Here is a 5,321-nt window from a genome sequence, read left to right on the forward strand (position 1 = left end):
CGGCTCGCCGGTCTCGGTGTCGATCGGCTCGCCGGTCTCGGTGTCGATGTCCGCGATCTGGACTTCCTTGGCCAGCGCCTTGACGAAGCGGTTCTCGGCCGGATTGGCCTGATGCGCGTCGTAGAAGGGCCCGCCCGGCTCGGCCAGGGTGCGGAAATGCATGAGGTTCATGCTGTGGCACGAGGCGCATACCTCGCGGTACACCTTGTAGCCCCTCTGCAGCTGGCCCGGATAGAAGTAGCCGAACGGGCTGTCGAAGGCGAAGCCCCCGTCGCGCAGTTCGTGGGCGCCGCCCTCGGCCATCGCCGGGGCCGCGGTGAACGCCAAGCCAGCGGCGGCGGCGATCAGGACCAGGGTCTTCTTCATGGCGCGGATATTCGTCTTGAGGGTCATGGTCGCGATCAGCCCTTCGTCTTTCGGCGTCTCGCGCAGGCCGACCAGCGGCATGATGATCAGGAAGAAGGCGAAGTAGTAGAGCGTCGCCAGGCGGGTCAGCCACAGATAGCTGTTCAGGTCGCCGTCGATCAGGACGAAGGTCTTGAAGGTCCCGATGACCGGGGCGTCCGGCAGCTGCGCCCCGCACCAGCCCAGGATCAGGCCGACCAGAACGAAGATGACGAAGAAGGTCCGCATCGTCGGGCGGTAGCGCATCGAGCGCACCTTGGACGTATCCAGCCAGGGCAGGACGAACAGCACGCCGATGGCGCCGAACATGGCCACCACGCCGCCGAACTTGTCCGGAACGGCCCGCAGGATCGCGTAGAACGGCAGCATGTACCACTCGGGCACGATGTGCGCCGGCGTCACCAGCGGGTTGGCCGGGATGTAGTTGTCGGCATGGCCCAGGGCGTTGGGCATGAAGAAGACGAACAGGGCGAACAGGATCAGGAACAGGATGATGGCGAAGCCGTGCGATGACGAACGGCACGCAGCCGGCGATGACGAACGGCAGCAGATAGTGCAGCGAGAAGAAGCGGTTCAGGGTGGCGTTGTCGATCGCTGGACCGCCGCGCAGCCAGATCAGGATCGGCTCGCCGACGACCGGGATGGCCCCGATCAGATTGGTGATCACCTCGGCGCCCCAGTAGGACATCTGGCCCCACGGCAGGACRTAGCCCAGGAAGGCGGTGGCGATCATCAGGAAGAAGATCAGGCAGCCGACGATCCAGATCATCTCGCGCGGCGCCTTGTASGAGCCGTAGTACAGSCCGCGCAGCATGTGCAGRTASACCGCGATGAAGAACATCGAGGCSCCGTTGGCGTGGGTGTAACGGATCAGGTCGCCGCCGTTGACGTCGCGCATGATGCGCTCGACCGAGGCGAAGGCCAKTTCGGTRTTGGGCACATAGTGCATGGCCAGGATCACGCCGGTSGCGATCTGSAYGACCAGGCASAGGGCCAGGATGCCGCCGAAGGTCCACCAGTAGTTGAGGTTCTTCGGGGTCGGCAGCGACATGTAGTCGGCGCCGAAGCGGACGATCGGCAGSCGGSTGTCCAGCCACTTCTCGACGCCGGTCTTGGGGACGTAGGTGGATTCGTGRTCGCTCATCGGTCTCGCCCTCAGCCGATCTTGATGCGGGWGTCGGAGACGWAATCGTACTCCGGCACGACGAGGTTCKYGGGCGCSGGACCCTTACGGATGCGGCCCGAGGTGTCGTAGTGCGAGCCGTGGCAGGGGCAGAACCAGCCGCCGAAATCGCCCGAACCGAAGGTGGGGATGCAGCCCAGGTGGGTGCAGTTGCCCAGCAGGACCAGATATTGCTGGTGACCGGCCTTGATGCGGTCGCCGTCGGTCTGCGGGTCCTTCAGGGCCGACAGCGGCGTCGCCACGGCCTCCTGGATTTCCYKGGGCGTGCGGTAGCGSACGAASACSGGCTTGCCCTGCCAYTTGATSACGACCTGCTGGCCYTCCTGGACCTTGCTCATGTCGAACTCGATCGACGCCAGCGCCAGGGTGTCGGCGGCGGGGTTCATCGAATTGATCAGCGGCCAGGCCAGCATGGCCCCGGCGCCGACGGCGGCCGCACCGGCCGCGATGTGGATCGAGGCTCCGACCNCTGCCATTTGATCACGACCTGCCCCTGCCATTTGATCACGACCTGCTGGCCTTCCTGGACCTTGCTCATGTCGAACTCGATCGACGCCAGCGCCAGGGTGTCGGCGGCGGGGTTCATCGAATTGATCAGCGGCCAGGCCAGCATGGCYCCGGCGCCGACGGCGGCCGCRCCGGCCGCGATRTGGATGAAGTCCCGGCGGGAGGCGTCGCCGCCCTCACCGTTCTCAGTCACGACCGATTCGGCCACGTCTTACTCCTCGTGCGCCGTGATCCGCGCCCGAAAGAGGGTGCGGCGGGAAACGGCATGGATGCTTTTAGCGGCTTCCCTTCGGTCTGACCCGGCCCGGCGTTGCGGCTCATCGCCGCAAACTGCGCCGCTTCATTGAGAAACAGTCGCAATTCGAGCCGCGACAGACCCCCAGGCCGCGCGTATGAGGGCCTTAGAATGCGTCTCGCCCTTTTTCAACCAGCCATTCCGCAGAACGTGGGCGCCTGCATCCGCCTGGGCGCCTGTTTCGGCGTGGAACTGCATGTGATCGAGCCGACCGGCTTCCGGTTCGATGACCGGGCCATGAAGCGCGCGGCGCTGGACTACGGCCCCCTGGGACACATGATCCGGCACGCCGACTGGGACGCCTTCCAGCGCGATCGCGGGGCGGGACGGCTGGTTCTGTTCACGACGAAGGGCGCCACGCCCCTGAACGATTTCGTCTTCCAGCCGGACGACACCCTGCTGTTCGGCAGCGAACCCACGGGCGCCCCCGACTTCGTGCATGAGGCGGCCGACGCGCGGGTGGTTATCCCCATCCAGCCGGATGCGCGCTCGCTGAACCTGTCGGTTTCGGCCGGGATCGCCTTGTGGGAGGCCCTTAGCGCCCGTCGGTGATCAGCAGCACGGTGGCCAGCCCCGTGCGCCGATCCAGCCAGAAATAGCTGCCGTCCTCGAAATCGCCATCGAACCAGTCGCTCCACGTCATCCACGAGTGATAGCTCAGCGCTTCCGACCGCCGCCCGCCGAACGCCGCCTCGGCGAGGCCCTCGACCAGTTCGATCACATGAGGGTCCTTGAAGCCGCCTCCTCGATAGACGCCGCCGTGGCTGAGACGGCTGGCCAGCCTACCCAGAGAACGCCAGCCGTCGATCAGTTCGAACCCGAGACGGGGCCCCATCCGCTCGAGATAGCTGTTCGCCGCGGCCGCCTCCTCGCTCCAGCTTACTTCGCCGAGAGCGGGCAGGGCCTCCCGAACCACCGCGTGCCGGAAGAACTCCGCGAAGAACCGGATGTCATGCAGACGGTTGCGCGTCAGGAAGAAGACCAGCGCCGGATCGAGATCGAGGTAGAACTGCGCCGCCATGGCGCGACCGTTGGGCCAGTCCTCGCCGATTTCCTCCGCCAGCCGGGCGATGCGACCGTCGAGTGCAAGGGGCTCGATCCGGGACCGGGCCAGGGCGCCGGCGAGGGCGTCGTCGCCGGGCATCGATTCGTCCCAGTCGGTGCGGCGGTAGTCGCGTTCCGGGCGGGCTGCCGACACTATTCCGGCGCTCCGGCGGCCGGGATGACCGCCAGGTTGGGCCGCTCTCCCTTCCGGCTCTCCGCCACCGCCTCGACCGCGCTCATGACTCGCAGCACATTCTCGCCCGCCAGCTTGCGGATGTCGGCCTCGCTCCAGCCCTCGGCCATCAGGGCGGCCAGCAGGCGGGGATAGGCGTCCACCCCCTCCAGCCCGACCGGCAGGGCGTCGACGCCGTCGAAGTCGCCGCCGAGGCCGACATGATCGATCCCGGCCACGTCGCGGACGTGCTGGATGTGGGCGACCACGTCGGCGATGGTCGCCGTCGGGATCGGATGCGCCGCCTGCCAGGCCGTCAGTCCGGTCGTAACCGCCGCCGGATCGCCGGGGTTCAGCGACTTCAACCGCGCGTCCTCCGCCGCCCGCGCCGCGTTCCAGGCTCGCACCGTCTCCGAGACGAAGCCGGGCACGAAGGTGACCATCACCACCCCGCCGTCCTCGGCCATCAGCCGCAGCACGCTGTCGGGCACGTTGCGCGGATGCGCCGTCACGGCTCGGGCCGAGGAGTGGGAGAAGATCACCGGCGCGTCCGACACCCGCATGGCGTCCAGCATCGTCTCCTCGGAGACGTGGCTCAGATCGACCATCATCCCCAGCCGGTTCATCTCCTTCACCACCTGCTCGCCGAACGGCGACAACCCGCCCCATTTCGGCGCGTCGGTGGCGCTGTCGGCCCACGTCGTGGTGCGCGAATGGGTCAGGGTGATGTAGCGGGCCCCGGCGTCGAAGAACTCGCGCAGCAGGCCCAGGGAATCGTCGATCGAATAGCCGCCCTCCATGCCGATCAGCGAGGCGATCTTCCCGCGGCGATGGATGCGCTCGACGTCGGCGGCGGTGGTCGCCAGTTCGAAGGCGCCGGGATGGGCCGCGACGATCCGCTTGACGGTGTCGATCTGTTCGAAGGTCTCGCGCGCCGCCTCGGTCGGCGTCAGGGTCGCCGGCACATAGACCGACCAGAACTGTCCCCCGACGCCGCCGGCGCGCAGGCGCGGGATGTCGGTATGCAGGTCGGTCGAGGCGTCCAGATTGGCGCTCAGATCGACGGCGTAGGGGTCGTTCCCGTGCCCCTGCCGCAACGCCCAGGGCAGGTCGTTATGCCCGTCGATCAGCGGCGTCCGCTCGAGCAGCCGCCGCACCCTCGCCTCTCCCGCCGCGTCCGGCGTCTGGGCCAGAACCGGTCCCGCGATCAGGACGGCGGCGACCGTGGACAGAAGGACAGTGCGGATCATGGCAGGCTCCCGGAACAGCGACGCCGGACAGTGCCAGACGCGACGGGCTTGGCAAGCGCCCGCGCCTTCCCCCCATCGGGGCGTCAATAAATCCGTCCATCCCCGCGGAGGCGGGGACCGCCCCTCCAACCGTGCATCCCCGCGAAGGCGGGGACCCAGGTTTGAGCTGCAACGAGACGGGCGGAGGTAACCGGCGCCCGGTCCGACACCGGCGGCGGGGCCAAGACCTCGGTCCCCGCCTCCGCGGGGATGCACGGTGATGGGGTGCGCGAAGGCGTGACGCTGCTCGCCGGATATATAGTCGGGTTGGCGGGAAAATATCTCGCCTCTTCAACACCTTCCGCTTTTCTCAAACTCTATTGTCAGCACGGGGGCCCCGCGGCCTTATGCTTTTGCCATCCCGTCGCGGGGGAGGGCGTCTGGCGCCAGGGCCAACCACGTGCGGCGGGGTGTGATCGTTGCGGG

At 67.6% G+C, this 5,321-nt stretch carries 5 protein-coding genes and 2 pseudogenes; 1 reads left to right on the top strand and 6 read right to left on the bottom strand.

The window, feature by feature from the left end; genetic code table 11:
• The 4 genes and pseudogenes from ASD25_RS31455 to ASD25_RS27505 form a co-directional block, all read right to left on the bottom strand.
• Positions 1 to 393 (bottom strand): cytochrome c1 (locus ASD25_RS31455; protein ID WP_369816701.1); only part of this gene is annotated, 393 nt, incomplete at its 3' end.
• Positions 394 to 417: 24 nt separating this feature from the next.
• Positions 418 to 1,549: pseudogene (locus ASD25_RS27495) on the bottom strand (cytochrome bc complex cytochrome b subunit); the annotation flags it as partial.
• Between the two features lie 11 nt (positions 1,550 to 1,560).
• A complete protein-coding gene (gene petA / locus ASD25_RS27500; protein ID WP_235562909.1) occupies positions 1,561 to 2,043 on the bottom strand; it encodes a ubiquinol-cytochrome c reductase iron-sulfur subunit in 483 nt (160 codons plus the stop codon).
• Positions 2,044 to 2,057: 14 nt separating this feature from the next.
• Positions 2,058 to 2,303, bottom strand: a pseudogene (locus ASD25_RS27505) (ubiquinol-cytochrome c reductase iron-sulfur subunit N-terminal domain-containing protein); the annotation flags it as partial.
• A gap of 198 nt (positions 2,304 to 2,501) precedes the next feature.
• Between ASD25_RS27505 and ASD25_RS27510 the strand changes: the two are divergent.
• Positions 2,502 to 2,942, top strand: a complete 441-nt coding sequence (locus ASD25_RS27510) for a tRNA (cytidine(34)-2'-O)-methyltransferase (RefSeq protein ID WP_055831597.1) — start codon at positions 2,502 to 2,504, stop codon at positions 2,940 to 2,942.
• Here ASD25_RS27510 and ASD25_RS27515 read toward each other — a convergent pair.
• A complete protein-coding gene (locus ASD25_RS27515; protein ID WP_055831598.1) occupies positions 2,926 to 3,588 on the bottom strand; it encodes a hypothetical protein in 663 nt (220 codons plus the stop codon). The genes ASD25_RS27510 and ASD25_RS27515 overlap by 17 nt on opposite strands.
• On the bottom strand, positions 3,588 to 4,856 hold the full coding sequence (locus tag ASD25_RS27520; protein WP_055831599.1) for a dipeptidase: 1,269 nt from the start codon (positions 4,854 to 4,856) through the stop codon (positions 3,588 to 3,590). Before ASD25_RS27520 ends, ASD25_RS27515 begins: the two co-directional genes overlap by 1 nt.
• Positions 4,857 to 5,321 lie beyond the last annotated feature (465 nt).

Source organism: Brevundimonas sp. Root1423 (genome assembly GCF_001426805.1).